Origin of the sequence: Bradyrhizobium sp. HKCCYLRH3061 (assembly GCF_051168015.1) — a bacterium.
Classification (GTDB): domain Bacteria; phylum Pseudomonadota; class Alphaproteobacteria; order Rhizobiales; family Xanthobacteraceae; genus Bradyrhizobium.
In genome coordinates this window covers 100,283-124,461 of sequence record NZ_JBNPUE010000003.1, presented here as the reverse complement: position 1 = coordinate 124,461, position 24,179 = coordinate 100,283, and the positions used below count along the sequence as shown (strand labels likewise).

24 protein-coding genes are annotated in these 24,179 nt (G+C 66.4%); 1 reads left to right on the top strand and 23 read right to left on the bottom strand.

Annotated elements, in window-relative coordinates:
• Position 1: 1 nt before the first annotated feature.
• The 6 genes from ACQR2C_RS07290 to ACQR2C_RS07265 are packed head-to-tail and all read right to left on the bottom strand — an operon-like array spanning position 2 to position 7,460.
• Positions 2-1,216: a M20 family metallopeptidase gene (locus ACQR2C_RS07290; RefSeq protein ID WP_316183484.1), complete on the bottom strand. Its 1,215-nt coding sequence runs from the start codon at positions 1,214-1,216 to the stop codon at positions 2-4.
• A gap of 17 nt (positions 1,217-1,233) precedes the next feature.
• Positions 1,234-2,808 (bottom strand): nickel ABC transporter ATP-binding protein NikE, encoded by a 1,575-nt coding sequence (gene nikE / locus ACQR2C_RS07285; RefSeq protein ID WP_434880827.1) that lies wholly within the window; start codon positions 2,806-2,808, stop codon positions 1,234-1,236.
• The gene (locus tag ACQR2C_RS07280; protein ID WP_434880826.1) at positions 2,805-3,635 is read right to left on the bottom strand and encodes an ABC transporter permease; all 831 of its coding nucleotides are present in this window, start codon (positions 3,633-3,635) and stop codon (positions 2,805-2,807) included. The genes nikE and ACQR2C_RS07280 overlap by 4 nt, the downstream gene beginning before the upstream one ends.
• A complete protein-coding gene (locus ACQR2C_RS07275) occupies positions 3,628-4,575 on the bottom strand; it encodes an ABC transporter permease (protein WP_315800387.1) in 948 nt (315 codons plus the stop codon). The genes ACQR2C_RS07280 and ACQR2C_RS07275 overlap by 8 nt, the downstream gene beginning before the upstream one ends.
• A gap of 15 nt (positions 4,576-4,590) precedes the next feature.
• Positions 4,591-6,141: an ABC transporter substrate-binding protein gene (locus ACQR2C_RS07270; RefSeq protein WP_315800388.1), complete on the bottom strand. Its 1,551-nt coding sequence runs from the start codon at positions 6,139-6,141 to the stop codon at positions 4,591-4,593.
• The gene (locus ACQR2C_RS07265; RefSeq protein ID WP_434880825.1) at positions 6,141-7,460 is read right to left on the bottom strand and encodes a M20 family metallopeptidase; all 1,320 of its coding nucleotides are present in this window, start codon (positions 7,458-7,460) and stop codon (positions 6,141-6,143) included. Before ACQR2C_RS07265 ends, ACQR2C_RS07270 begins: the two co-directional genes overlap by 1 nt.
• Positions 7,461-7,526: 66 nt before the next feature.
• Here ACQR2C_RS07265 and ACQR2C_RS07260 point away from each other — a divergent pair, with 66 nt between their 5' ends.
• Positions 7,527-8,303, top strand: coding sequence for a GntR family transcriptional regulator (locus ACQR2C_RS07260; protein ID WP_434880824.1), 777 nt, complete (start codon positions 7,527-7,529; stop codon positions 8,301-8,303).
• Positions 8,304-8,314: 11 nt separating this feature from the next.
• Here ACQR2C_RS07260 and dhaK read toward each other — a convergent pair whose 3' ends face one another.
• The 17 genes from dhaK to ACQR2C_RS07175 all read right to left on the bottom strand — a co-directional run bounded on the left by dhaK (position 8,315) and on the right by ACQR2C_RS07175 (position 24,024).
• Positions 8,315-9,304: a dihydroxyacetone kinase subunit DhaK gene (gene dhaK, locus ACQR2C_RS07255; protein WP_434880823.1), complete on the bottom strand. Its 990-nt coding sequence runs from the start codon at positions 9,302-9,304 to the stop codon at positions 8,315-8,317.
• Complete coding sequence (locus ACQR2C_RS07250; protein ID WP_434880822.1) at positions 9,301-9,753, bottom strand: hypothetical protein; 453 nt, start codon at positions 9,751-9,753, stop codon at positions 9,301-9,303. The genes dhaK and ACQR2C_RS07250 overlap by 4 nt, the downstream gene beginning before the upstream one ends.
• The gene (gene ptsP / locus ACQR2C_RS07245) at positions 9,750-11,357 is read right to left on the bottom strand and encodes a phosphoenolpyruvate--protein phosphotransferase (protein WP_434880821.1); all 1,608 of its coding nucleotides are present in this window, start codon (positions 11,355-11,357) and stop codon (positions 9,750-9,752) included. Before ptsP ends, ACQR2C_RS07250 begins: the two co-directional genes overlap by 4 nt.
• A gap of 2 nt (positions 11,358-11,359) precedes the next feature.
• A complete protein-coding gene (locus ACQR2C_RS07240) occupies positions 11,360-11,662 on the bottom strand; it encodes an HPr family phosphocarrier protein (RefSeq protein ID WP_315712559.1) in 303 nt (100 codons plus the stop codon).
• Positions 11,663-11,674: 12 nt separating this feature from the next.
• Complete coding sequence (gene dhaM, locus ACQR2C_RS07235) at positions 11,675-12,073, bottom strand: dihydroxyacetone kinase phosphoryl donor subunit DhaM (RefSeq protein WP_316183475.1); 399 nt, start codon at positions 12,071-12,073, stop codon at positions 11,675-11,677.
• Positions 12,070-12,681, bottom strand: coding sequence for a dihydroxyacetone kinase subunit DhaL (gene dhaL, locus ACQR2C_RS07230; RefSeq protein WP_316183474.1), 612 nt, complete (start codon positions 12,679-12,681; stop codon positions 12,070-12,072). The genes dhaM and dhaL overlap by 4 nt, the downstream gene beginning before the upstream one ends.
• Before the next feature lie 3 nt (positions 12,682-12,684).
• Positions 12,685-13,695, bottom strand: coding sequence for an ABC transporter ATP-binding protein (locus tag ACQR2C_RS07225; protein WP_315800396.1), 1,011 nt, complete (start codon positions 13,693-13,695; stop codon positions 12,685-12,687).
• On the bottom strand, positions 13,688-14,800 hold the full coding sequence (locus ACQR2C_RS07220; protein WP_434880820.1) for an ABC transporter ATP-binding protein: 1,113 nt from the start codon (positions 14,798-14,800) through the stop codon (positions 13,688-13,690). The genes ACQR2C_RS07225 and ACQR2C_RS07220 overlap by 8 nt, the downstream gene beginning before the upstream one ends.
• 4 nt (positions 14,801-14,804) lie before the next feature.
• Complete coding sequence (locus ACQR2C_RS07215) at positions 14,805-15,023, bottom strand: hypothetical protein (RefSeq protein ID WP_316215583.1); 219 nt, start codon at positions 15,021-15,023, stop codon at positions 14,805-14,807.
• Positions 15,020-15,973: a carbohydrate ABC transporter permease gene (locus ACQR2C_RS07210; RefSeq protein WP_434880819.1), complete on the bottom strand. Its 954-nt coding sequence runs from the start codon at positions 15,971-15,973 to the stop codon at positions 15,020-15,022. The genes ACQR2C_RS07215 and ACQR2C_RS07210 overlap by 4 nt, the downstream gene beginning before the upstream one ends.
• Positions 15,970-16,932: a carbohydrate ABC transporter permease gene (locus ACQR2C_RS07205; RefSeq protein WP_434880818.1), complete on the bottom strand. Its 963-nt coding sequence runs from the start codon at positions 16,930-16,932 to the stop codon at positions 15,970-15,972. The genes ACQR2C_RS07210 and ACQR2C_RS07205 overlap by 4 nt, the downstream gene beginning before the upstream one ends.
• Before the next feature lie 124 nt (positions 16,933-17,056).
• The gene (locus ACQR2C_RS07200) at positions 17,057-18,388 is read right to left on the bottom strand and encodes an ABC transporter substrate-binding protein (RefSeq protein WP_316215580.1); all 1,332 of its coding nucleotides are present in this window, start codon (positions 18,386-18,388) and stop codon (positions 17,057-17,059) included.
• A 331-nt stretch (positions 18,389-18,719) separates the two neighbouring features.
• Entirely contained in the window at positions 18,720-19,373 is a 654-nt protein-coding gene (locus ACQR2C_RS07195) for a 4'-phosphopantetheinyl transferase family protein (RefSeq protein ID WP_434880817.1), read from the bottom strand.
• Positions 19,374-20,066: 693 nt separating this feature from the next.
• The gene (locus ACQR2C_RS07190) at positions 20,067-20,237 is read right to left on the bottom strand and encodes a hypothetical protein (protein WP_315800403.1); all 171 of its coding nucleotides are present in this window, start codon (positions 20,235-20,237) and stop codon (positions 20,067-20,069) included.
• Between the two features lie 45 nt (positions 20,238-20,282).
• Positions 20,283-21,389, bottom strand: coding sequence for a prohibitin family protein (locus ACQR2C_RS07185; protein WP_434880816.1), 1,107 nt, complete (start codon positions 21,387-21,389; stop codon positions 20,283-20,285).
• Positions 21,386-23,011 carry a cyclic peptide export ABC transporter gene (locus ACQR2C_RS07180; RefSeq protein ID WP_316236694.1) on the bottom strand — a complete coding sequence of 542 codons (1,626 nt, stop codon included), beginning with the start codon at positions 23,009-23,011 and terminating at the stop codon, positions 21,386-21,388. Before ACQR2C_RS07180 ends, ACQR2C_RS07185 begins: the two co-directional genes overlap by 4 nt.
• Before the next feature lie 236 nt (positions 23,012-23,247).
• Positions 23,248-24,024, bottom strand: a complete 777-nt coding sequence (locus ACQR2C_RS07175; RefSeq protein ID WP_434880815.1) for a thioesterase II family protein — start codon at positions 24,022-24,024, stop codon at positions 23,248-23,250.
• Positions 24,025-24,179 lie beyond the last annotated feature (155 nt).

Sequence of the window (24,179 nt, the reverse complement as noted above, 5' to 3'; positions counted from 1 at the left end):
TTCAGTCGCAGATATCGAGAATGGCCAGCATGTAGATGCGGATCATGTCGAGATAGTCGGGAATGTCGACGCGCTCGTCCGGCATCGTGTTGTAGCGGCCGCCCGGCCCGCAGACGATGCCCTCCATGCCGCCATACGTATAGAGATGGCCGGCATCGGTGCCGTAGAAGCAGCTCGGCGCCACCGGGCCGGTCGGCTGGGAGGCGCCACGCACGACGCGATAGGCATTGTTGACGGCACGGACGATCGGGCTGTCCGGCGCGACCTCGAACGGCGGCATGGTCGGCACGCCGGCGCGGTCCTCCGACATCAGATGGGCCTTCAGGCCGGGAAAACGCCCCTCCAGCGCATCGAGCTCGCGCCGCATGTCCGCGAGCGCGCCCTGCTCGGTCTGCCCTGGAGCGTAACGGCCGGAGCCCTTGATGCGGACGAAATCCGCGACCTGCGGCGTGCGCCATTCGTGCAACTCACGACCGAGCGCGCCGTGCACGACGCCGACATGGACGCGGTTGATGGCCTCATGTGCCGGCGAACGCGCGCCGGAGAACCGCATCGCGTTGAGACGCGGAATGAGATCGCAGGCGGCGGTGATCGCGTCCACCGCCTCCTCGCGCTTCGACAGATGCCGCGTGTTGCCGACGAGCTCGATGATGAACATGAAGGCCGCGGCATGCATCGTCATCGCCTTGAGGTCGGTCGGCTCCGAATTGATGAAATAGTCGGCGCGCAGCCCCTGCTCCAGCAGCGAATAGGTGCCGACTCCACCCTGCAGCTCGCCGACCACATAGGTCAGGATGACATCGCCCCGCAGCTTCACGCCGGCCTCGATCAGCGTCTTGACCGCGCAGAAATAGGCGGCATCGCCGGCCTTCATATTTGACACGCCGATGCCGTAGATGAAGTCGTCGTCGACCTTCCCCGCCCAGGGATCGACGGTCCAGCCCTCGGTCACCGGATTTGTATCGACATGGCCGTTGAAGAGCAGGCTCTTGCCGCCGCCGGTGCCGTGCCAGCGGCCGACCGCGTTGACCCGGCCCTCGGCCCCGAACGGAGCGAGGCCGGCATCCAGGCCGATCGCGCTCATCTGTTCGGCCATGAAGGCCGCGAGCTGCTTCTCGCCCTCGGTCTTCGAGTAGCTCTTGTGCTGTACCATGCGCGACAGCAGCGCGAGCGAGGCTGGAATGTCGATGCGGGCGAGCAGGTCGTTGCGGTCCATCGGGTCAATCCTTGCGGTCAGCCAACCGGCGCTGGCGAGGCCGCCATCAGCTCGCGGGTGTAAGGGTGAACGTCTTCGGCGCCGAAGGCATCAACGGCGCGGCTGTCGACGAGCTGGCCATGACGCATCACGACGATGCGGTGCGCTATCTGCCGGATCAGATTGAGGTCGTGGGTAATGAACAGATAGGCCGCGCCGGTCTCGGCGCGCAACGCCAGCAGCAGCTCGATGATCCGGGCCTGGACGGAGACGTCGAGCGGCGCCGTGATCTCGTCGCAGATCACGAGCCGCGGCCGTGCCGCAAACGCGCGCGCGATCGCGACGCGCTGCTTCTCGCCACCGGAGAGCTGGTGCGGCCAGCGCATCGCATAGGAGACCGGTAGTCGCACCTGCTCCAGGAGCCTCGGCACGGCGGCGACGTCGCCGCCATAGAGTTTCAGGGGACGCGACAGGATCTCACCGATCCGATGGCGCGGATTGAGCGAGGAATCCGGGTGCTGGAACACGATCTGAACATCGCGACGATAGGCCCGGTTCATGTCGCCAGCCCCGCGCAGCGTCCGGCCGTCGAAGCTGATCGTGCCGTCGAAGCGGGCGAGCCCGGTGAGGGCGCGAGCGACTGACGACTTTCCCGAACCGGATTCACCGACGAGGCCGACGATTTCGCCGGCGCGGACGTGGACGTCGACGGCCTTGGTCGCCGGCGGCGGCGCCGCACGGAACAGCCCGCCTCGGCCGTAGTGAACCTCAATGCCGCGTGCGTCGAGCACCAGGGCCGCGCCCGGCTGATCGTTCACGAGCCGCCGTTCCGGACGCGGCACCGCGGCGATGAGCGCCTTGGTGTAGTCGTGCCGCGGCGTGCGGAAGATATCGGACGCGGGCGCCTGCTCGACGATGCGGCCGTGTTGGATGACTGCGACGCGATCGGCGACGCGGGTCATCATCGCGAGATCGTGCGAGATGTAGAGCGCAGCGACACCGGTCTCCGCCCGCAACCGCGCAAACAGCTCGATGATGCGGGCGCCGGTGATAACGTCGAGCGCCGTCGTGGGCTCATCGAACAGGATGACATCGGGCCGGCAGCCGAAGGCCGTCGCGATGATCACACGCTGCTTCTCTCCGCCCGAGATCTCGTGCGGATAGCGCCGCAGCACCGCCGCGGGATTGCGGAGCTCGACATGGCCGAGCAGATCGATCGCGAGATCCCTGGCGGCCCGCGCATTCAAATCGCGATGACGCATCAGCGCCTCGGTGATCTGACGGCCGATGGTCAAGGTCGGATTGAGCGCTGTCGACGGGTCTTGGAACACCATGCCGATGCGGCGGCCACGGACCGCGGTCAGTCGCTTCGGGCTGAGGGACCGCAGGTCGAGGTCGCCCAGACGCAGCGAACCCGAGACTTCCAGGGCATTGGCCGGCAGATGCCGCATCAACGCCCAGGCCAGCGAGCTCTTGCCGGAGCCGGATTCGCCGACGAGGCCGAGCACCTCGCCGGGCGCGATCTCGAGTGACACGTCGCGCAGCACCTCGACGGCGCCCGCCGAGGTGACATAGTCCAGCCCGTAATTGGTGATAGCGAGCGCCGGCTTCATCGATCGTCCCGCGGATTCAGCGCGTCGCGCAGGGCATCGCCGACGAGATTGAAGGCGATCGCCGACAGCGCGATCGCGGCCGAGGGCGCGATCAGGAGCCATGGCGCCCGGTGCATGTATTGGCGCGCATCGGCGACCATGAGCCCCCATTCCGACGCCGGCGGCTGCGCACCCAGGCCAAGGAAGCTGAGCGTCGCGAACAGCATCACCGCGAATGACACACGGATGGTGGCCTCGATGATGATCGGGCCCATCACGTTCGGAAGCATCTCGCGGAAAATGATCTGCGAGGCCGCCTCGCCGCGCGCGATGGCAGCCTTGACGTAGTCCTGATTGCGTACCGCAAGCGCCACGGAGCGCGTGACCCGCGCCATGCCCGGCGCAAACGCAAAGGCAATCGCGATCACCGCGTTGATAGCCCCATTGCCCAGCGTGCTGACCAGCAGCAGCGCCATCAGAAGACCCGGAATGGCCATCACCGCATCGTTGGTGCGCATGATGAATTCGTCGGCCTTGCCGCCGAGATAGGCCGATGCGACGCCGATCACGGCGCCCATCGCACTGCCGGCGAGCGTCGCCGCCAGCGCCATCGGAACGGTGGCGCGCGCTCCGGACAACAGGCGGCTCAGCACGTCGCGGCCGAACTGGTCGGCCCCCAGCCAGTTCTGCCATCCGGGGGCGCGGAAGCGGCCGAGAAAATCCATCTTCTCCGCCCCATAGGGCGCGAGCCACGGGCCGAGGATGCAGACGATCGCGAGCGCAACGAGCAGCGTCACGCTGATCGCGCCCTGCGGCTTGCGGATCATGCGGCCGAGCAGCTCAATCATAGCTGATCCGCCTGTCGAGCAGCGCGTAGACGACGTCCGCCAGCGTGTTGGTGATGGCATAGGTGACCGCCATGATCATCGCGCCGGCCTGGATCGACGGCAGATCGCGGGTGGTGATGGCGATCATCAATGCGCGGCCGATGCCGGGAATGGCGAAGATCTCCTCGATGACGATGATGCCGCCCAAGAGATAGCCGACGTCGAGCGCGACGATGGTGATGACCGGCAGCAGCGCGTTGCGCATCACGTGCCGCACCAGCACCGTCCGCTCGGGCAGGCCCTTCAGCCGCGCCGCGCGGACGTAGTCGGACTGTAGCACGTCCAGCGTCTCCGACCGCATCATGCGCATCACATGCGCGACGAGAATGACCGACACCGTCAGGACCGGAAGGATCAGGTGGCGGAGCGCCAGCCCGGTATCCTCCAGCGGCGACACGTAGCCGGTCGCCGGCAGCCATGGCAGGATGTCGGTCAGCAGCAGCGCGAGCACGGTTGCGGTGACGAACTCCGGCAGGGAGACCCCGAGATAGGCGACCACGCTGGCGGCCGTATCCGCCGGCCGCCCCCTGCGGAGCGCCGCGAAGATTCCGAGCGGGACCGCGATCAGAAGGGTGACGACGAGTGCGCCGGCTGCCAGCAGCAGCGAGCGAGACAGCGCAGTCAGCATCTCCGGCGCGACCGGCAGGCCGGTGCGCATGGAGACGCCGAAATTGCCGATGGCCGCGTGCGCGACCCAATGCGCGAATTGCAGCCAGACCGGGTCGTCGAGCCCGAGCCGGCCGCGAACGGCGGCCAGCGCCTCCGGCGAGGCGTTCTCGCCAAGCAGCGTCTGCGCGGCATCAGCCGGCAGCGCCTGCGTGATGGCGAACACCAGCACGCTGACGATGACGACCGTGTAGGCCATCAGGAGCAGCCGCCGCAGCAGCCAGGCGAATGACACCGCTCGGATCCCGCCTCAGCTGCGCTTGGGCGCGCCTGCGCCGAGCGAGACGAGATCGAGCCGGAACACCGACCCGCGCGGATGCAGCTGGTATCCTTCCACATAGGCGCGCTGCGCCGCCAGGATGTCGAAGAAGACCGGAATCACCGACGGCACCTCCTCGCTCATCATCGTCTGGGCCCGCGCATAGAGCGCGGCGCGATTGGCATCGTCGGTCTCGCTGCGCGCCGCGTTGACGATCTCGTCGAAGCGCGCATTGTTCCAGCGCGTCTCATTCCAGGCCGCATCCGAAGTGTAGAGCAGCTTGAAGATCGCGTCGGCGGTCGACTGCATGTTGTAGAAGCCGACGTAGAAATTGCCCTTCTTCCAGACCTGGTCGAGATAAGTTGCGTGCGGCATCGTCTGAACGTTGATACGGAAGCCCGCGGGCGCCGCCATCTCACGGATCGCAACACCGAGCTGCGTGCGCGTGTCCGGCTTGTCGGACGCCACCATCGTCAGGTCGATCCCGGAGGGATAGCCGGCATCGGCGAGCAGTTGCTTGGCCTTGGCGATGTCGGGCTTCTTCAGTTTGCTGTCCTGATAGAAGCGGTAGGCGGGGCTCAGCGGCGTATCGTTGCCGGGCGTGCCATAGCCGCCGGCCACGAAGCCGGCCATGGCCTCGCGATCGATAGTCAGCGCCAGCGCCTGGCGCACGCGAACGTCGTTGAAGGGCTTCTGGTCGCAGCCCATGTTGACGTTCAGAAACTGCCCCGAGGGAATCCGCACCGCCTTGACACCACTGGCCTTGCCGAGCCGGTCATATTCGCCGGGCGTGGTCGACAACATGAGATCGATGTCGCCCGAAATCAGAGCCGACGCCTCAGCCGTACGGTCGGGATAGACGAGGATCTCGACGCGATCGAGTGAGGGTCGCGCGGGATCGTAATAGGCCGGGTTGCGCTCGACGACGATCTTGCGGTCCGGCTCGTAGGACACGAGCTTGAACGGCCCCGAACCATTCGCCTTGGTGGCAAGGCTGGCGAGATCAGCGGCAACGACCTTCGCAGGCACGATGCGCGCATTGTTGTAGGCGAGCGCGACCGGAAAATCGGCGAAGGCAACCGACAGTGTGAACCGAACGGTCGACGGATCGACGGCGACGACGTCCTTGATCGGGCCGACATTGGTGCGCGCCGGTGACGCGGTCTTCGGATCGAGGATTGCCTTGAAGGTCGAAACGACATCCTCCGCCGTCAGCGGCGAGCCGTCGTGGAAGCTGAGATTGGGCCGCAGCTTGAACGTCCACTCGGTGAGCCCCGCGCCGGCCTGCCAGGACAAGGCGAGGTCCGGCTCGACCGACATGTCCGGCTTCAACCGGGTCAGGTTGGAATAGAGCAGCTCGGTGATGAGGTATTCCGGATTGACACGCGCGAGCAGCGGATGAATGACCGCCGCGCCCTGATCGACCGAGATCCGCAACACGCCGCCGCGCTTCGGCGCCTCGGCGGAGAGAGAGACTTGCGGCAGAGCACCAAGCACGAGCGCGGAGCCGGCAAGAAAATGGCGACGGGTCACGGACGGCATCAGGCGAAGTCCTTTTCAGGCGTGATGGCTTCGGGAGAGAGCTCGGGACGGAACTCGGCTGCAAGATAGGCGAGCACCGACTTTGCCAATGCGACGATGTCGGCGAGCGTCGTGGATTCGCCCGGCGCATGAATGCGGCTATCGGGCTTTCCCAGGCCCGTGAGCAGCACCTCCTGCACGCCCGTGGCCTGCTGCACCCAGCCGAAATCGGAGCAACCGGACGCCCCCCAGCGCGCGAAGTCTTCCGCCGCGTAGCCGAAGCCGGCCGACAGCGCCTGCTGCCAGCGCGGCCAATGCGGCCCGCCGGGATCGGATGTCGGCATCAGATGGCCGGTGAGGATGATCTCGACGTCGAGGACATCGGCGGCCCGCTGGATTGCCGCCTCGATCTCGCGGCGTGCGGTGGCGAAGTCCTCCTCGGGCGCATAGCGGCGGCATACGAGAATCTCGACCAGCGAAGGGATCTGTCCGCCGCACTGGCCACCATGAATGGCTGAGATGTCCAGGCTCCCCGCGAGAGGTCCGGCTGCCTGCGGCGGTGGCGGCAATGCCGACGTCCGCTGCGCGATGACCGGTTTGAGGGCCGCGAGCGCATTGAGGATCGGCAGCGCCGCCTCGATCGCGTTGGCGCCGGCGCGGCGCTGCTCGCCGGCATGCGCCGGCTTGCCGTGAACCCGCACCGTGAGCGTGAACAGGCCGAAGCAGCCGGCCCAGATCCGCGGCATGGCGCTGCCGTTGAAGTTGAGGATGTGACCTTCGAGACGGCCCTGCTCGGCAAGGTAACGCACGCCGGGATAAAGCCCTGCCTCCTCGTCGGTGCACAGCAACAACATCGGATCATAGGCCAGCGGCAATCCGGTCTGCTGCGCGCCGCGGAGCGCGAGCAGCGCCGCCGCGATCGATCCCTTCATGTCGGCTGCGCCGAGTCCGATCAGACGATCACCGTCACGGCCCAGTTGCAGCGGATCGGTGGCCCAGCCTGGCGCAGGCGGCACCGTATCGACGTGGAAATAGAGCCCGAGCACCGGTTTGCCGGAGCGACGCCGTGCGACCAGATTGGTGCGCGATCCGTGCGAACCCGGTGCGCGCCACAGCTCCTCCGGAACGATCACGCGCTCGCAATCCAGCGCCAGCGGCGAAGCAAGCTGTTCCATCACGTCGGCAAAGGCATCGTAGCCGGCCCCCGGCGGAAAGCTGGTGTCGACCGCCACCATCGTCCGCAGGTCCTCGACCGCCGTCTCGGCCATGGCGTCGATCGCGGCAAAGGCGCCGGCCAGACTGCGCGCGCCCCGGTCCGCTGGAATGCCCTCAGAAATCATTTGCGGTCTGCTCAATCCTATATTCTATATAGAAATAGAATTCACGATGCGGCATTTGTCAATTCCATGAAAAAGGCAGCTGTGGCCAGCAAAGCGGCAGACGGGGTCGGCGCGGGTCCGGGCGCCCTTCCGGTGCCGCTCTACGAGCATGTCAAGCGCCAGATCGCCGAGGCGATCCTGATCGGCGACATGCCGCCCGGCACGGTGCTGCCCGGCGAGGTCGCGCTCGCCAATCAATATGGCGTCGCCGTCGGCACCATCCGCCGCGCGCTGGCCGATCTCACCGCGGGCGGCATGCTGATGCGCCGGCGCAAGACCGGCACGGTGGTGACGGGCCGCGCGTCGCAGCATGGGCTCAGTTTCTTCTTCCAGTACTTCCGCCTGCTCGGCGCGGACGGCAGCCTGCTGCACTCGGAGGCCGAGGTGCTGTCGGTGACGACACGCGCCGCCGAACGGGAAGATGCGGCGCTGTTCGCGGTGGCCGATGGCGAGCCGCTGCTGCATCTTCATCGCATCCGCCGCGTCGCCGGCGCACCGGTGCTGCATTCGCGGATCTCGATGGTCGAGAGCCGCGTGCCGGGATTTGCGCGCGAGCCGAAGAAGGTCCCTGCCCTGATCTACCGCCATCTGCTCGAGGCCTATGGCATCCGGATCGCCGCGGTGCGCGAGAAGGTGACGGCCGAGGTCGCCACCAAGGAGGACCGCAAGCTGCTCGGCCTGCCCTCTCCGAGCGCCGTGCTCGTGATCGACGAGGAAGCCTACGACCAGACCGGCGCGCTGGCGATCCTCAGCCAGCACCGCGCCACGACGGCGCAGCACTACTACTCGAACGAGATCCGCTGAGCGCGCATGCTTCAGCAGCCCCAGCGCAGCGCCGCCGTATGTACCGGCGCGTCCCACAGTGCCAGCGACGCATCATCGAGCGCAGTCACCGTGAGCGAGCAGCCGGCCATGTCGAGCGACGTGACGTAGGAGCCGACGAGCCCACGCGCGATGGCGAGCCCGCGCCCATCCAGGATGCGCCGCGCCGCATGGGCCATCACGTACAACTCCATCGCCGGCGTGGCCCCGAAGCCGTTGACCAGCAGCAGGCACGGCGTTCCCGGCTTCGCTGCGAGATCGGTTAGGATCGCGCCCATCATCTCCTCGGCGATCGCATCGGCCGAGGCGAGCTTGACCCGGCGGCGGCCGGGCTCGCCATGGATGCCAACGCCCATCTCCATCTCGTCCTCGCCGAGCGTGAAGGTCGGCTTGCCCGCAGCCGGCACCGTGCAGGACGTCAGCGCCACGCCCATCGAGCGGGTGCGCCTGTTGACGTCGTCACCAAGCGCCTTCAGCGCGTCGAGATCGCGGCCCTGCTCGGCCGCCGCACCCAGCATCTTCTCCACGACCAGCGTGCCGGCAACGCCGCGGCGGCCGGTCGAATAGGTCGAGGTCTCGACCGCGACGTCGTCGTCGGTGATGACGGTCGCGACCCTGCCCTCCATCATTTCTGCGGCCATCGCGAAATTCATCACGTCGCCTTCGTAGTTCTTGACGATGAACAGCGCGCCGGCGCCGGTATCCACGGCCTGCGCGGCCGCAAGCATCTGGTCGGGTGTCGGCGAGGTGAACACCTGGCCCGGACAGGCGGCATCGAGCATGCCCGGCCCGACGAAGCCGGCATGCAGCGGCTCGTGGCCGGAGCCGCCGCCGGAGATCAATGCGACCTTGCCCGGCTTGAGGCTCTTGCGGCGTACGAACTTGTTGTCCTCACCGAGCGTGACGATGTCGCCATGCACGGCGGCAAATCCCTGCAGGCTCTCGGTCAGCACGTCGTCGACGGCGTTGATCAGCTTCTTCATGGCTTCCCTCCCGGCTCGGATTCGTCCTGGTTTTCGTTGGCTGAGATCAGCGCGGTGATGCCGCGCGCGACGCCGGTGATGATGCGGTCGGCATGGGCGTTGAGCGCGGGATCGCCGAAGTCCGGCAGCTCGACCACCAGACGCCGCATCGGCCGCTGCGCCTCGGCCTCCTCCAGCCGGCCCGGATGCGCGGCGCGATAGGCCGCCAGGAACGCCTGCTGCTCATGCGGCGAGAAGTGACAGATGTGGAAGATGGTCTCGAGATGCTGCAGCGGGATTGGCGTCGCATAGGCCGGATTGACGATCTGCGAGATGAAGCTGCGGTTCTTGCCGATTGCCTCCGCCAGCCGCTGCCGCGTGCCGGAGGGACGGCTGTCGATGACCGCGCGCAGGATCGCCTTGTACTCGGCGAGCGGACTGGCGGCCCCCGATGCATCCTGGTCACTCATGCGCCCTCTTCCGCCACCTTGGCGAGGTCAAGCTCGCGGATCGCCGCCTTCACCAGCGGCAGCAGGCCCGGCGCGACCGACAGCGCGCGCACGCCGACCCCAAGCAGCGCCGAAATCGCTCTGACATCACCGGCGGCGTCGCCGCAGATCGAGACGTCCACGCCCCGCGCCCGACCGGCGCGCACCACATGGGCAATCATCGCCAGCACCCCCGGATGCAGGACGTCGGCATAGTCGGCGACCTCGGCGCCGTCGCGCGAGGCAGCGGTCGCATATTGGGTCAGGTCATTGGTGCCGATCGAGAAGAAGTCCGCAGCGAAGTCGTGCGCTGCCAGCGCAGCGGCCGGGACCTCGACCATCATTCCGAAGGCCGGCGCGGCGAACGCAACGTTGCCGCCGGCCAATTCGGCGAGCACGGCGCGGAGATGGTCACGGGCCACGTCCAGTTCCGCTGCATTGGTCACCATCGGCAACATCACCTTGAGCGGTCCGAGCGCAGCGGCGCGGGCCAGCGCGCGCAATTGGACGCGGAAGATCTCGGGATGACGCAAGGACAGGCGGAGGCCACGCAGACCAAGAAACGGGTTGCTTTCGCCATCGATCGTGTAGCCCGAAATTGGCTTGTCGCCGCCGGCATCAAGCGTCCGGATCGTGACCGGCCGGCCTTCGGCCCAGCGCACGAGCTCGGCATAGGCGTGATATTGCGCCTCCTCGTCGTGAAGCAGATTGCCGGTGAGAAACTCGGTGCGTGCCAGACCGACGCCGTCGCAGGCTGCGGCCGGAAGCAGCGTCATGTCGTCAGGGCCGGAGATGTTGAGGAGCACCGAGACGACGGTGCCGTCGCGCGTCAGCGCCGGTTCGTGCTGCCGCACCCTTGCCTCCGCCCTGCGGCGCGAGACCGTCTCGTCCTCCGCCCGCGCGGCGGCGACAATGTGCGCGCCGGGATCGACGATGACGACACCGCGACCGCCATCGACCAGCAGATCCCCTGCCAGCGTCTCCCAATCGCCGCCGAGCCCGACCACCATCGGCACGCCGCGGCCGCGCGCCAGCATCGCGACGTGACTGGTCGGGCTGCCATCACCGAGCGCGACGCCGCCGCCCCCGGTCCAGTCGATGGCGAGAAACGCCGATGGCGCCAGATCATGCGCGACGACGATCGCTCCTTTCGGCACTTCGCCGTTCTGCGGCAGGCCAAACAAGTGCCGCAGCACGCGGTCCCGGATGTCGCCGAGGTCGCTGGCGCGAGCACGAAAATACTCGTCGTCAGCGGACTCGTAGCCCGCGATCTCCTCCGCCATCGCCGCGCGCCAGGCCTCATCCGCAGCGACACCGCCCTCGATCTGAACGTAAGCCGCCTCCGTCAGCGCATCGTCTTCGAGCAGCGCGAGCTGAAAGCCGATTAGCTCGGCCGCGTCTCCCTCGAGCCTGCCGATCAGCTCGGCCACGGCCTCGCGTGCATGCGCGACCGCTGTGGCGAGCGCTGCATGCTCCTCGGCGATCGCCCCTTTCCTCCGGCTCGCACCCTCCAGCGCACGCAGGATCGCGGCCGGCCCAATGGCCAACCCGTCCGATGCCCCACGCCCGAAAACGCGCCGCTCCATCATCACTCCTCGTCGAACTTGCGGTCGACCAGATCAACGAGCGCCGCGATGGCCGCCTCGGCATCGGTTCCGTTGGCGCGAAGGAACAGCGTCTCACCCTTGGCCGCCTTGACGCGCATGATCTTCACCGGGCTCTTGGCATCGGTCCAGGGCCCGTCGGCGGCGATCGCGACCTCGATGCTCGACGCAAAGCGCTTCGCGAGCTGGGTCAGTTTGACCGAGGGCCGCGCATGCAGCCCGACCTCGTTGGTCAGCAGCGCATGCGCCTTCGCTTCCTGCATGCCGATCTCTCCACCGTCAGCCATCGTCGTTCCTGCTCATCCGCCCATCAGCTCTTCGGCGGTCGCGCGCACCGCATCGAGCGGCGAGCCGCCGGAGGCCTCCGTCGCCGCCATCACGGCGCCTTCGACCAGCGGCGCATTGCAGATCACGATGCGCTCGCGCCGCTCCTCCGGCATCATCTCCACCGCCATCTCGCTGTTGGTCTCGGCGCCGCCAAGATCGACCAGGATCGCAACGCCCGACTCCGACCACGCCCTGTCGATCGCGCCCATGATGGCGCCGACATCGGTGCCGAGCCCGCCATCGGCATTGCCGCCGACCGCTGCGAGCGGCACGCTGTCGCCGACCATCTGCCGGACCATGTCGGCCGCGCCCTCCGCCACCTTGGCGGAATGCGACACGATGACGATGCCGACATTCTTCTGCTCATTCATGCTCGGGCCTCATTGAAGACGCTGCAGATCGCCTGCACCAGCAGGCTGGACGAGCGCGCGCCGGGATCCATGTGCCCGATCGAACGCTCGCCGAGAAACGAGGCGCGGCCGCGGATCGCCAGCATCGGCACCGTCGCATCGGCAGCTTCAGCGGCGATCGCGGGCAGCCGGGAACCGAGATCGTCGCCACCGGCCGCAAAAGCCGCCTGCACGGGGATCAAGACGTCGAGCATGGTCTTCTGACCTGCTTCCGACTTGCCCCGTGCCTTGACGTCCGCGATGGCGCGACCGAGCGCCGCCGCCGCGTCGGCGGCAGAGGGCTCTGATGGCAGCGCCTTGCCAAGTCCCATCGCCAGCGTGCCGTAGAGCGGACCGGACGCGCCGCCGACCTTCATCACCAGCGCCATGCCGACCGCCTTCAGGGCCTCCGGAAGGGGCTTGGCGGAAATGTTGTCCGCATCGGCGAGCACGGCCTCGAAGCCACGCTTCATATTGAGGCCGTGATCGCCGTCGCCGATCGCCGAATCCAGCGCGGTCAGCTCCTCGGCATGGGCGATCATGGCATCCGCCATCGCCACGATCAGCTTACGCTTGAACGCCTGGTCCATTGTCTATCTCACCCGCTGGCCCGCCCGGTCGAACAGCAGCGGCCGGGTGAACTCGATAGCGACGGAGTCGCCGACTTTCAATTCCGTATCCGGCTCCACCAGGCTGACGATGGTCTGGTCCTGCAGCGTGATATGCAGATGATTCTGATCGCCGAGATGCTCGATCCATTTCACCCGCGCGTCTGCACGGGTCTCGGCGCGCCGGACCGTCATGTGCTCGGTGCGCGCGCCGATCGTCGCGACGTCGCCCGGCATTGCGAGATCCGGGAACAGCCGACGCGGCAGAAGATTGATGCCGGGGCTGCCGAGCCGGGTCGCCACATAGGTATTGTCCGGATCCTCATAGACCTCCCGCGGGCTGCCGACCTGCACCAGACGGCCCTGGTCGATCACGCCGATGCGGTTGGCGAGCGTCATCGCCTCGATCTGGTCGTGGGTGACGTAGAGCATGGTGGCGCCGAGATCCTGCTGGATGCGCTTGAGCTCGATACGCAGCTCCGAACGCAGCTTGGCGTCGAGCGAGGACAGCGGCTCGTCGAGCAATGCAATCGCAGGCCGGCGCACCAGGGCACGGCCGATCGCCACGCGCTGCATCTGGCCGCCCGAGAGCTGAGTGGCGCGATTGCCGAGCTTGTCCTCGATCCGCAGCATCCCCGCGACGTCACGGACGATGCGCTTGATCTCGGCCTCCGCAATCTTGCGCACCGGCGAGCGCAGTGGAAAAGCCAGATTGTCGTACACCGACAGATGCGGATAGAGCGAATATTGCTGGAACACGAAGGTGACGTCGCGCGCGGCCGGCGTCGCCTTGGTCTGGTCGACGCCACCGATGGTGATGCTGCCGCGATCCGGCTGCTCGAGGCCCGCTACCAGGCGCAGCGTCGTGGTCTTGCCGGCACCGGTCGGCCCGAGCAGCACCACGAGCTCGCCATCACGGATGGTCAGCGACAAATCCCGCACCGCCGGCTTTGGGCCGAACGACTTGCTGACGGCGTTGAGCCGCGTCTCAGCCATGATGTCGTCCTCCTCTCACCGGCTGTTCATACAGCGCCGTGCGGACCGCACGGCCCGTGGCGGCGTCGAACAGCGACAGCCGGTCGGCGCGGAAGCTGAGCCCGACCGGCTCCGCACGCGCCACGCGGAGCGCCGCGGGCGCGCGTGCCTTGACGGTGCCGTGCGCCGTCGTGACGGTGATGATCTGGGTGGTGCCGAGATATTCGGTGCCAAACACCTCGCCGCGCAGCCCGCCTTCGGCGCTGAGCGTCACCTGCTCCGGCCGCACGCCGAGAACCAGCTCGTCGCTCCCGGCATCCTCGCGCAGCTCGGGCACACCGATCTCGGCACCGTCGATGCGCACGCGGTTCGTGCCGGCGCCAAGTCGGCCCGCGAAGCGGATGAAGTTCATCGCCGGCGAGCCGATGAAGTCCGCAACGAACATGGTGGCGGGACGGTCATAGATCTCCTGCGGCGTTCCGAGCTGCTCCACGACGCCGCGATTCATCACGGCGATCGTGTCGGCCATCGACATCGCCTCGAGCTGGTCGTGCGTGACGAACACGGTGGTGGCCTTGAGCCGGTCGTGCAGGGCGCGCAGCTCGCCGCACATGATGTGCCGGAACTCCGCATCGAGCGCGCCGAGCGGCTCGTCCATCAGGAACGCCTTGGGCTCGCGGACGATGGCGCGGCCGAGCGCGACGCGCTGGCGATCGCCGCTCGACAACCCGCTCACCGGACGGTCGATCAGATGGTCGATGCGCAGGATGCGCGCGGCTTCCTCGACCCGCCGCCGGATCTCCGCCTTGGGCACGCCCATCGAGACCAAGGGAAAGGCGATGTTGCTGCGCACGTTCATATGCGGGTAGAGCGCGAACAGCTGGAACACCATGGCGATGTCGCGTTCACGCGCACGGCGGAAGGTGACGTCCTCGCCGCCAAGCCTGATCGTGCCCGAGGTCGGCAGCTCCAGGCCTGCGATCATGCGCAAGGTGGTGGTCTTGCCGCAGCCGGACGGACCGAGCAGGCAGAAGAACTCACCATCGGCGATCGTGAAGCTGGTGCCACGCACGGCGGCGAAGCCGCCGAACTCCTTGAACAGATTCTCGATCCGGATCTCGGCCATGGCGTCAGTCCGGAAACTTGGAGACGATGGTGAACATCACGACACCGGCGAGCGTGGTGATGAAGGAATAGGTGTAGAGCACCAACGCGAACGGCTGCAGCAGCATCAGCACGCCGGCGGCAATCAGGATCGTCGCCAACGTCTCCATCGGGCCGCGCCGCAGCGCCCGTGGCCAGCGCGTAGCCGCGACATCGGCAGGCCTATTTCGTATCGACCGGCTCATTTGCGCACCGCTCCGAAGGTGATGCCGCGCAACAGGTGCTTCCTCAGCAACACCGTGAACACGACGATCGGGATCAGGAACAGCGTGGTGCCGGCAGCGACCGCCGGCCAGTCCTGGCCGCCCTCGCCGATGATGATCGGAATGAAGGGCGGCGCGGTCTGCGCCGTGCCCGAGGTCAGAAGCACCGCGAAGGCATATTCGTTCCAGGCGAAGATCAGGCAGAAGATCGCGGTGGCGACGATGCCGGTGGTGGCCTGCGGCAGCACGACCTTGAAGAAGGCCTGCAGGCGGGTGTAGCCGTCGACCATCGCCGCCTCCTCGTATTCGCGCGGGATCTCGTCCATGAATCCCTTGAGCAGCCAGACCGCGAGCGAGATGTTGACGGACGTATAGAGCAGGATCATGCCGAGCCGCGTGTCGGACAGGCCGAGCTCGCGATACATCAGGTAGATCGGGATCGCGACCGCGATCGGCGGCATCATCCGGGTCGACAGGATGAAGAACAGGAGATCATCCTTCAGCGGCACCTTGAAGCGCGAGAACGCATAGGCCGCGAGCGTGCCGAGCACGACCGACAGCGCGGTCGAGCCGAATGCGATCACCAGCGAGTTCACGTAGCGCGGGATGTAGTTCGATGGACCCGCGACCACCATGTTGCGGCCGCGCGAGATGCGGTCGCACAGATTGGCGGCCGGCGGCAGCTTGGCCATGTATTCCGGAGTCTGCCGCGTCCGGGTCGTGAACAGGTTGCAATAGCCCTCCAGGCTCGGCTCAGCGACGAGCTTCGGCGGATAGGCGATCGCATCCGATGGCGACTTGAACCCGGTCATGAAGATCCACAGCAGCGGCACCAGGGTGATCAGCGCATAGGCGATCACCACGGTCGCCGCGATCCGCTTGGTCAGCGGCGAGGGATCGACCACGGAATGGGCGGTTGCGAGACCGGTCATCGGCTTTTCACCCGGTTGAGCGCCTTGACGTAGATGTTGGCGAGGCCGAACACGGTGACGAACAGGATGATCGCGAAGGCCGAGGAATAGCCGGTGCGCCACTTCTCGAACGCCTCCCGCTTGAGCGTGATCGAGGCGACCTCGGTGGTCGAGCCGGGTCCGCCGCCGGTCAGGAGGTTGACCATGTCGAACATCTTGAAGTTCTCGATGCCGCGGAACAGCACCGCCAGCATGATGAAGGGCAGCGCCATCGGCAGGGTGATCGACCAGAACTGCCGCCACGGCGAGGCGCGGTCGACCTCGGCTGCTTCGTAGATGTAGTCGGGAATCGAGCGCAGACCGGCAAGGCAGATCAGCATCACGTAGGGCGTCCACATCCAGGTGTCGACGATGACGATGGCCCACGGCGCGAGCGGCACTTGCGCCAGCATCTGGAAAGACGATGCCGGCGCGCCGGTCGCGGCGGAGATGACGTAGTTGAAGAGCCCGATCTGCGGTTGGTACAGGAACGTCCAGAAATTGCCGACCACGGCCGGCGACAGCATCATCGGCAGCAGAATCAAGGTGGTCCACAGGCCGTGGCCACGGAACTTCTTGTCGATCAGCCAGGCCAGCGTGAAACCGAGCACGGTCTGGATCAGGATGGTCCAGAACACGAAGCGCGCGGTCACCGTCATCGCCGCCCAGACGTCCGGATCGGTCAGGATCGACTGGTAGTTGGCGAGCCCGACATCGAGCACCGTCGCATTGGGCCGGTTGGCGCGATAGTTGGTGAACGACAGCCGGACGGTCCAGATCAGCGGGAAGATGTTGATCGCGAGCAGCAGCAGCATGGTCGGCGTGATGAACAGCCAGGCGATGGCCCGCTCGGAGAGGCCACGCACGCGCCCCGCCACGACGGGCGGCGTCACCAGGGCGGCGCGGTCGACGAGGCTGCTCAGTCCGGTCTGGTCGGTCATGCGAGGGGCTGCTTCACTGGCTGCTTCTGGCTGGTGGTGAGACTGGCTGGTCCGCCCGGCAAGCCGAGGCTCGCCGGAGGGATCGTCGTGGCGCATCCCGCTTGCACGCGAGACGCTGCTTCCATCAGAGCTTGCCGTCCTCTTTGAACACCTTGGTCCAGTCGGCGATCAGCCCGTCGAGCGCGCCCTTGGCGGTGCCCTGGTCGGCGACGACATAGTCATGGACGCGCTTCTGCATCGCGAGCAGGAGCTGGGCGTAGGACGGCTCGGCCCAGAAATCGACCACCTGGTCCATCGCCACCAGGAAGTCGGCGGCGAACGGCGCGGTGTTCTTGAAGTTGGGATCGTTGAGCACGCCCTTGTGGCAGCTGTAGCCGCCGAGCGCCCACCACTTCTTCTGGGTGTCGAGCGAGGCGAACCACTTGATGTAGGCCAACGCCTCGGCGCGGTTCGGCGAATAGGCCACCACCGAGATGCCCTGCCCGCCGAGCTGCGAGCCCTTCTCCTTCTGCGCGGGGTTGACGAAGAAACCGATCTTGTCGCCGCCGACATTGGGGTCCTTGTAGAGGCCCGGGAAGAAGGCGAACCAGTTCATCTGCAGCGCGACCTGGCCGGACTTGAAGGCATCCAGGCCCTCCTGCATGTAGCCGTTGGAATAGCCGGGCGGCGTGCAGCACTTGTACAGCGCCTTGTAGAATTCGAGGCCCTTCACCGCGTCGTCGGAGTTGACGAAGCCCTGCATGTCATACGGCTTCTTCGGGTTCTGATACTTGAAGCCGAACGGATAGAGCGCGTTGGTGACGCCCATGGTGATGCCTTCCGAGCCGCGCTCGGTGAAGATCGCCGCACCGTAGACGGTCTTGCCGTCGATCACCCGCTTCTGGAAGAACTCGGCGATGTCCTTCAGCTCTTCCTGCGTCTTCGGCACCTCGAGCTCACGGCCGAACTTCTTCTTGAACTCCTCGCGGATCTCCGGCCGCGCGAACCAGTCCTTGCGATAGGTCCAGCCGTTGGCGTCGCCCATCGCCGGCAGCGCCCAGTAGTTCGGCGAGCCCTTTGGCCATTCGGCGTAGCCGGCGACGGTGGCGGGCATGAAGTCGGAGATCTTGATGCCTTCCTTGTCGAAGAACTCGTTCAGCTTGACGTATTGGCCGTTCTCGGCGGCGCCGCCGATCCACTGGGAGTCGCCGATCATCAGATCGCACAGCTTGCCCTTGGAATTGAGCTCGTTGAGCATGCGGTCGGCGAAGTTCGGCCACGGCACGAACTCGAACTTCATGTTGACGCCGGTCTTGGCGGTAAAGTCCTTGGACAGTTCGACCAGCGCGTTGGCCGGATCCCAGGCGGCCCAGCACAAGGTGATCGTCTTTCCCTCGGCGCGTGCCGGCGCGGACGCGCCGAGCACTGTCGCGGCGGCGACCGTCGCCGTCAGTGCAAATGTCTGCAGCAACTTCATCTGGCACTCCCTCCCTGTTGGCGCCGCCCCTGCCTTTGCGCTGATGACGGCGGTGTTGGCCCGCGGCGAGAGGCGCCGTCACAACGACAGCGCGAGCTGCAAGCGTTTCCTCATGGTCCCGGATCGACTGTCCGAGTTAAGTATTTTGTTTAGTAGATTGCGAATGACTAAACATGTCAAGCGCATTTCCTCGCAATTCGCAGCGCATCATGTTTAGCGACTGCGGTAAGCAGCTCATCGGATGAAGATTTCCTGAGATCGCGCCCCCACAGCTTTCCGGCGCGGCGGCAACAAGAACGGCCCGCCCCAACCCCAGGCTGCGTTCGGGCCATCAGCGCTGCGCGAGCGTCACGCCGCAGCTCACCCGGCCGTCAGCGATAAAGAAGCGTCCGGCGAGACGAGCAACGGCGGCCGGCCAGTCCTCTTTCATGACACGCGCCTCGAACGTGCCCGCCGCCCATGCGATCGCGAGCTCGACATCCTGGAAATCCAGGAAGCCGCGCGTGAGCGGGTACTGGCATTTGTAGTAGGCTTCCTTGGCGCTGAAGATCACGATCGGCAGCATCGGCTGCAGCGCATCGGGCTGGGCGCGAAGCCATCGCCGCTCGGCCGGCGTGAGCACGAGATCGCGCATCGACGGATCGAGCTCGCGCAGGTCCTCGACATCCAGTCCAAGCGACGGGACATCCCTGCTTCGGGCGACGGCAACAGCGCAGTAGGCGGCGCAATGCGAGATGCTTCCCACATAGCCCGGCGGCCACACCGGCGCGCGATCCGGCGTCGGGACGAGCGCGACCGGCGAAGCTCCGAGTGAGGCCAGCGCCCTGCGCGCCAGGATGCGCGCGGTCGCGAACTCGGCGCGCCGCTTGGCGACCGCGGCCTGGATGTGCGCGCGCTCTTCCGAAAACAGCTCATCCTCCGCCAGCGAGAGGCTCGATGCGGCAACCACGACCGGACCGTCAAACAGCTCTGCAATCGCCTTCATCGCCAACTCTGCACGCGCGCTGCCTCTTTTGCGGATCGGCCCTGACCAACACGGATCGGCCGGCCACCACTCTACACGATGCGGCTGCTCCGAAACCGATCTCGAACGATTCAACATGACATCGCGATCTCGCGGCGTGTTTCGCCCGAGCTTTGCTTCCGTTCGTCCTCCTCTCCAGCGAGAAGAGGCGCAAGGAAGGCCGGGAGCCTGCCGCCCCCATGGCCCCCGTGCGGAAAGTATGCACGGGGCAGGAACCACAGGTTCGGCTAGGACATCCCGGCCTTCCCTGCGCGATGGTTTGACGGCTTATACGTGATCTCCCCGGGGACCGGCTTGATTGCCCCCGTCGCCGACGGATCATCATGACCGCCGACTTGGCGCCAGCTTCGGGGCGCCAGGACCACACGATTTCGCCGTCGCATCGTTCCGTTCGTCGCGCAATCGAGATCACGCTGCGGACCGACACGCCCATCGCATCCCCGGCTCGACGTTCGTGACGATCGCGAAACGTCCCTCTTCAGCGAGCCGGGATGCGCGGAAATGTGGAGGTGATTTGCCCGACGATGCAAGTGATAGGAGCGCGACAAACTGGCACGACGGGCAGTTCGGACATGACACGCATGCGGCAACTGCCCGTCGGGTGCAGGACCTTGATCGCCGAGGCCGCGGCGCGCCGCGCAGGTTCGACTCGGATCAGGCTGGCCGCCGGCCACCGCCCAGCAGGAACAGTGCCGGCAGCATCAGCACGGGGCTGAGAATGGCCGATAGAAACACGCAGCCCCAGAAGCCCATGCGGGAGTCGCGGCCGAAATAGCCGCTCAACAGGCACAGCAGCACATAGATGATGATGACGAAGGCAGACATCAGGCGATGCTCCTCATGCTGGCGAAAACGGTGGGCGGCGCGGAGCTAGCGGGCATTCTGCACCGGAGCCGCCGGAATGGGGGATCCCTGCCGTACCGGCGCCGGCGGCGACCCGAGGGGAGTCATGCGGGCCTGTCCTGGCAGATCGACGCCGCTCGGATTCTCCAGGACGTCCCGCGGCGGCTGCTGGATCTTGGGGAAGCTGAGCTTGGTGCTGTCGAAGTCCATGAGCGAGGGGTTCGGCGCTGTGGCGCTGCCTGACGAGATATCCGAGCCCAGGATGAGCGGCATCTGATTGGCGCCGCCGCCGACCACGACGACCTTGCTGTTGTTGGAGCGGGCGAGGTCCAGCGTTGCCTGGATACCGGTCCAGGTCAGCACGTCCTTCGACAGCGACCGCGACACCGTCGCATAGTAGTTCTCCAGGCCGATGGCCTCGATGCGCTGGCGCTCGGCCTCCGAGCGGGCGCGCGCGAGGATGAACTCATAGGACGCGGCGTACTGCTCCTGCGTCAGCTTGTCCTCGATCGCCTTTCGCATCCCGTCGGGAAGCATCACCCGGGTCACGACCATGTCGTCATAGAGCAGGATCGTGCTCTTGGGCTCGCCGCGCAGGGCATCCAGCATCTGGCCGGTCAGGAGCTCGCTGTCGAGCGTGTAGAGGCGATGGCTGTCGAACTTGCCGATCACGCGCCTGATGACGCCGAGTGCCACCGGCATGACCAGGCGATTGACGTAGTCGGTGCCGACCTCCTTCAGGAGCCGGGGCGCGGAGTTGGCATCGACGTGGAAGATGAGGTTGGCCTTGACGTCGACGCGCAGGCCTTCGAGGCTGAGCGCCTCGACGTCGAGCGCCAGCGACTGGACGCGCGTCTCGAACAGATACATCCTGTTCCAGGGTAGCTTGAGCGCCAGCCCCTCGCGATAGACGTCGTTGATGACGGTGCCGCCGCCGAGCAGGCTGTAAAGCACACCGACATGGCCTGCGGGAACCACGACGATCACGGTCCGCCACAGCAACAGGACCAGCAGGCCGGCGAAGGCGATGGTGCCGACGACATAGGCTTCGATGCGATCGCGCAGTCTGCCGCGCGTCGGCCTAAGCGGAGACGGCGAGTTGCGAAGGCTGCGATCGGGATAGGCCACGCTCATGTCAAAGCCTCGGCTTGCTCGAGCCGGCCGTCCCGCATCGTGAGAACGCGATCGCCCATCGAGAAATAGCGATCATCGTGGCTGATGACGATAACGGCCTTGCCGCGAGCCCGCAAGTCGGGAAGGATTTCGGTATAGAAGCGGTGCCGGAACGACGGATCCTGATCGGCGCCGACCTCGTCCAACAGGTAGATCGGCCGGTCCTCGAGCAAGGCAACGATCAGCGCCAGCCGCTTGCGCTGTCCGGTCGACAGATCGAGCTGGGTGAAGCCGCCGTCGCGAAACGCCGTCTTCTCGGCCAGTCCGAAATCGGCCACCATGGCATTCACCTTGGCCGGATCGATCGTGCGCGCGCCGTAGAAGCGATCGAACAAATGGAAGTCGGCGAAGACGCAGGAGAACAACTGGCGATATTTGCCGCGCAGGGCATGGTCCACCGGCTCGCCGTCCCACAGGATGACACCGCCCGCGGGGTCATAGAGGCCGGTGAGCAGGCGCATCAGGGTCGACTTGCCGCTGCCATTGCCGCCGATCAGGTAGGTGATCTGCCCGGGTCGAACGACGAGGTCGCACGGCCCGAGCGTGAAGCTGGGCTTGCCGTCGCGGCCGGTGTGCGAATAGGTGATCGCGCGCAGCTCGACCCGCTCGAACACCTGATGCGCGGCATCGGGTGACGGCTCGGGCTCGCGCGCGGCGGCCAGCAGCCGCTTCTCCATGTCCAGGAGATGCTCCATCGACAGGTTGGCGCGTGCCAGCACCGCGGCCGAGCGCAGGACGTTGTCGAGCGACGACAGCATGAACAGCACGGTATAGAGCACCTGGAGCACCGTGCGGTGCTCCTTGATGTAGCCCGGCAGGATGAAGACCACCGCGGCGAGCAGGCTGTAGAAGCCGATATAGGAGATGCTCATGCCGGAGGCGATGTGGTCCATCGCGATCGTGTTCTTGACGTCGATCTGCTCCGAGGCCGGCAGCAGATGATCCTGCTCCAGGTCGTAACCGCGCGCGGCGTTCTGACGCACCTCTTTGAAGCCGTGCAGCAGATGGCCCATCAGGTCGAGGAACCGCGTCTCCTGCGCGCTCGCGGCGACCAGGGCCGCCCGCGAGCCACGCTGGCTGTAGCGGTAGAAATACACGGTCACGACGAAGGCGAAGACCAGCAGCATGATCGCGAACAGCGACAGATAGGCGATGTAGGCGCCGAGCAGCAGGAACGTCATCGCCGAGATGATCCCGGTGACGATCTGCGGCGCGGCGTCGGAGATCAGGATGGTCTCGCGCGCGACCACGTCATAGATCCGGTCGACGCCGGTGTGCTCCAGCGCCTCGAGCTCGATCCGCCGGACCAGCAGCACGTAGTTGTCACGAATCTGGCGCAGGATGGCCTCGCTGAGGGCCGTGACCATGCGCATGGAGTAGCGGTGCGAGCCGATCACGAGCGCCGCCAGGACCAGGAACAGCAGCACCATCTCCAGCGCCGGCCCGTCGCTCGACTCCGGCGCGGTGGCCGTGTTGGTGACGACCATCAGCGCGCCCATGGCGAAGCTGGTCAGCACCATGCCTGCGATCAGGCGAAAGCGGATGGGACCCGCGGATGCGAGGACGAAGCGTATCAGGTCCAAGGTTCAAACCGCCTTCTGTCCACGCTGAAATCCCTCAAGGCCCCGATGCCGACGGCGGGCGCAGCACTCCGCCACAAAACAGCGCCGGCGATCACGACGAAGCTCGTCCGGCACATCGGGCAACATCGAATCCTGCTGCAACGTGTTTGATCACAACCAGCGTCCACGGCAAAGAGGGCACGGCAAGGCTGACAAATAAACCAATCGGACAATATGCAACCTGATCGAACCGCGCCTCAGGACGGCGCGGCGACGAAGCGGTCGGCCAGCAGCTCCGACAGCACCGCCTCAGCACGATCGGACAAATAGAAGTGCCCGCCCGGAAAATCGCAGCGGCGAACGGGCCGGAGTGAGACACGATCCCATCCTGCGATCCGCTCATCCGCCGTCTGCGGGTCATCGCGTCCGCGCATGACGGTGAGATCGATGTCGAGCGGATCGGGCGATGGAATGCGATAGCCGAGCACGGCCGCGAAATCGGCGCGCAGCGCCGGCGCGATCAGCTCGCGCAATTCCGCGACCTCCATCACGGCCGGCGGAATGCCGCCGTAGCGGCGATCGACGGCGATCAGAAACTCATCATCGGCCAGCGTCACGAAACCGGTATCTTGCATTGCAAGATCGGGGGATTCCCGGCCGGAGACCGCCAGACGGAGCTCGGGCGCATATTCCGCACGGCGAAGTCCCCGAGCCGCTTCGAGCGCCAGCAGCGCGCCCATGCTGTGGCCGAACAGCACAGTCGGCAGATCCGGCCTGGCGAGCAGCGCGCGGACGACCTCCGCTGCGGACTCCACGATGTCGCGACGCGGCTCCTCGCCAAGGCGCGTCTCCCGACCTGGAAGCTGGACCGCCAGCACCTCGACATCGGGCGGCGCCAGATCGGGCCAACGCCGATAGAATGACGCGCCGCCTCCTGCCGGCCCGAAGCAGACCAGCCGGCGGCGGGCCGCAGGTCTCGGCTTGAAACAAAGAAGCCACTCATCAGCAAACGAATGCTGCCAGCGATCAGGCATCGATCAACCCACTTCAAATTTGTTGCATATTATCATGACAGGCCGATGCTGCCGCACCTCCAGATGCGGCCGCGCCGACGATGCTCACAGGACAATCGAGGGGATTCCCATGAATCCGCACCTCATTGTGCATTGCCCGCACCTCTCAGCCGCCT

Excerpts from the sequence above, each read along its gene's own strand:
- ACQR2C_RS07290 (WP_316183484.1), bottom strand. The coding sequence starts at position 1,216 with ATGGACCGCAACGACCTGCTCGCCCGCATCGACATTCCAGCCTCGCTC.
- nikE (WP_434880827.1), bottom strand. The coding sequence starts at position 2,808 with ATGAAGCCGGCGCTCGCTATCACCAATTACGGGCTGGACTATGTCACC.
- ACQR2C_RS07280 (WP_434880826.1), bottom strand. The coding sequence starts at position 3,635 with ATGATTGAGCTGCTCGGCCGCATGATCCGCAAGCCGCAGGGCGCGATC.
- ACQR2C_RS07270 (WP_315800388.1), bottom strand. The coding sequence starts at position 6,141 with ATGCCGTCCGTGACCCGTCGCCATTTTCTTGCCGGCTCCGCGCTCGTG.
- ACQR2C_RS07265 (WP_434880825.1), bottom strand. The coding sequence starts at position 7,460 with ATGATTTCTGAGGGCATTCCAGCGGACCGGGGCGCGCGCAGTCTGGCC.
- ACQR2C_RS07260 (WP_434880824.1), top strand. The coding sequence starts at position 7,527 with ATGAAAAAGGCAGCTGTGGCCAGCAAAGCGGCAGACGGGGTCGGCGCG.
- dhaK (WP_434880823.1), bottom strand. The coding sequence starts at position 9,304 with ATGAAGAAGCTGATCAACGCCGTCGACGACGTGCTGACCGAGAGCCTG.
- ACQR2C_RS07250 (WP_434880822.1), bottom strand. The coding sequence starts at position 9,753 with ATGAGTGACCAGGATGCATCGGGGGCCGCCAGTCCGCTCGCCGAGTAC.
- ptsP (WP_434880821.1), bottom strand. The coding sequence starts at position 11,357 with ATGGAGCGGCGCGTTTTCGGGCGTGGGGCATCGGACGGGTTGGCCATT.
- ACQR2C_RS07240 (WP_315712559.1), bottom strand. The coding sequence starts at position 11,662 with ATGGCTGACGGTGGAGAGATCGGCATGCAGGAAGCGAAGGCGCATGCG.
- dhaM (WP_316183475.1), bottom strand. The coding sequence starts at position 12,073 with ATGAATGAGCAGAAGAATGTCGGCATCGTCATCGTGTCGCATTCCGCC.
- dhaL (WP_316183474.1), bottom strand. The coding sequence starts at position 12,681 with ATGGACCAGGCGTTCAAGCGTAAGCTGATCGTGGCGATGGCGGATGCC.
- ACQR2C_RS07225 (WP_315800396.1), bottom strand. The coding sequence starts at position 13,695 with ATGGCTGAGACGCGGCTCAACGCCGTCAGCAAGTCGTTCGGCCCAAAG.
- ACQR2C_RS07220 (WP_434880820.1), bottom strand. The coding sequence starts at position 14,800 with ATGGCCGAGATCCGGATCGAGAATCTGTTCAAGGAGTTCGGCGGCTTC.
- ACQR2C_RS07215 (WP_316215583.1), bottom strand. The coding sequence starts at position 15,023 with ATGAGCCGGTCGATACGAAATAGGCCTGCCGATGTCGCGGCTACGCGC.
- ACQR2C_RS07210 (WP_434880819.1), bottom strand. The coding sequence starts at position 15,973 with ATGACCGGTCTCGCAACCGCCCATTCCGTGGTCGATCCCTCGCCGCTG.
- ACQR2C_RS07205 (WP_434880818.1), bottom strand. The coding sequence starts at position 16,932 with ATGACCGACCAGACCGGACTGAGCAGCCTCGTCGACCGCGCCGCCCTG.
- ACQR2C_RS07200 (WP_316215580.1), bottom strand. The coding sequence starts at position 18,388 with ATGAAGTTGCTGCAGACATTTGCACTGACGGCGACGGTCGCCGCCGCG.
- ACQR2C_RS07195 (WP_434880817.1), bottom strand. The coding sequence starts at position 19,373 with ATGAAGGCGATTGCAGAGCTGTTTGACGGTCCGGTCGTGGTTGCCGCA.
- ACQR2C_RS07190 (WP_315800403.1), bottom strand. The coding sequence starts at position 20,237 with ATGTCTGCCTTCGTCATCATCATCTATGTGCTGCTGTGCCTGTTGAGC.
- ACQR2C_RS07185 (WP_434880816.1), bottom strand. The coding sequence starts at position 21,389 with ATGAGCGTGGCCTATCCCGATCGCAGCCTTCGCAACTCGCCGTCTCCG.
- ACQR2C_RS07175 (WP_434880815.1), bottom strand. The coding sequence starts at position 24,024 with ATGCCTGATCGCTGGCAGCATTCGTTTGCTGATGAGTGGCTTCTTTGT.